Origin of the sequence: Anoxybacillus sp. LAT27, from assembly GCF_022030075.1 — a bacterium.
Taxonomy (GTDB): Bacteria; Bacillota; Bacilli; order Bacillales; family Anoxybacillaceae; genus Anoxybacillus; species Anoxybacillus kestanbolensis.
On sequence record NZ_JAIWYK010000412.1, the window covers coordinates 1 to 222 of the forward strand.

The window sequence follows — 222 nt, forward strand, 5'->3', positions numbered from 1 at the left end:
AGTTTGGCCTAACGATTGGTCTATGGTCGATCATTGTCGGGGTGGCGGTGCTCGCGGCATCGTCGTTGCTGATGAAACGGCTTCCTCAGCTCGGTGCTTTTTTGAATATGGTGACCGTCGGCGTACTGATCGATTTGTTAATGATGATTCCGCAGCTGCAAACGCCGGTGTCGCCGCTTGAGCGATATGCGATGCTGCTCGCAGGCATCGCCGTTTCCGGCT

The 222-nt window shown here is 55.4% G+C and carries 1 protein-coding gene; it reads left to right on the top strand.

Going from position 1 to position 222, the window contains the following annotated elements:
- Window positions 1-222 (top strand): DUF6198 family protein (locus tag LD028_RS10000; protein ID WP_483298306.1); only part of this gene is annotated, 222 nt, incomplete at both ends.